The 1147-nt window shown below is 62.5% G+C and carries 1 protein-coding gene; it reads right to left on the bottom strand.

Going from position 1 to position 1147, the window contains the following annotated elements; translation table 11 throughout:
* Positions 1–1147 (bottom strand): phosphomannomutase/phosphoglucomutase (locus ACFQUU_RS29305; RefSeq protein WP_382252163.1); only part of this gene is annotated, 1147 nt, incomplete at both ends.

The raw sequence follows: 1147 nt of genomic DNA, 5'->3' as shown, positions 1-1147 counted from the left end.
TTTCTCCCTCAAAGCGCATCACCACCACCGGTGTGGTGTTGGATGAACGCGCCAGTCCGAACCCATCCGCATACTCGACCCGCAAGCCATCGATGGTGACGATCTGCTCGGCATCCGGAAACTTCGCGTCCCGCTGCAGCTTGGCAATCAGGGCGACGTTCTCGCCCTCTTCCAGGTGCAGATGCAACTCCGGCGTGCTGCTCGCCTGCGGCAAGGCATTGAGCTGTGCCGATGGATCGCTCATGCGCGACAACAGCTCCAGCAGCCGTGCGCCTGCATACAAGCCATCATCAAAGCCGTACCAGCGGTCCTTGAAGAACACATGCCCGCTCATCTCGCCGCCCAGCGGTGCGCCGGTTTCGCGCAGCTTGGCCTTGACCAGCGAATGACCGGTCTTCCACATCAGCGGCACGCCGCCATGCTGCCTGACCCACGGTCCGATGTGGCGCGTGCATTTGACGTCGTACAGGATTTCCTTGCCCGGATGGCGGGTCAGCACATCCTGCGCAAACAGCATCAGCTGGCGGTCCGGATAAATGATCTGGCCATCCTTGGTCACCACGCCGAGACGGTCGCCATCGCCATCGAAGGCCAGGCCGATTTCGGCATCGGTCTCGTTGAGGCAGCGGATCAGGTCCTGCAGGTTTTCCGGGTGGGCGGGATCGGGATGGTGGTTGGGGAAGTTGCCGTCGACTTCACAAAACAGTTCGATGACGTCACACCCCATCTTGCGGTACAGCTCGGGCGCAAAGGCGCCGGCCACGCCGTTGCCGCAATCGACGGCGATCTTCATCGGGCGCGAGACCTTGACGTCGCTAACAATCCGTTCCAGGTACGCCTGCTTGATATCGTGGGTGGTGTAGCTGCCGTTGCCCTGCGCAAAGTCACCCTTGACGATGGCCTGGTACAAGCCCTGGATTGCATCACCGTAGATGGCTTCGCCGCCGAGCACCATCTTGAAGCCGTTGTAGTCGGGCGGATTGTGGCTGCCGGTGACCATGATGCCGGACTGGGCATCGAGCACGTGGGTGGCGAAGTACAGCATCGGGGTGGCGACCACGCCGAGGTCAATCACATTGATGCCGGCGCGTTGCAGGCCCGAGGCCAGTGCGGCCGACAGTTCAGGGCCGGACAGGCGGCCGTCGCG

Source organism: Herbaspirillum sp. GCM10030257 (assembly GCF_042666555.1).
GTDB lineage: Bacteria > Pseudomonadota > Gammaproteobacteria > Burkholderiales > Burkholderiaceae_D > Noviherbaspirillum.
The sequence above is the reverse complement of the archived record's forward strand: the minus strand, read 5'-3'. Positions and strand labels throughout refer to the sequence as shown.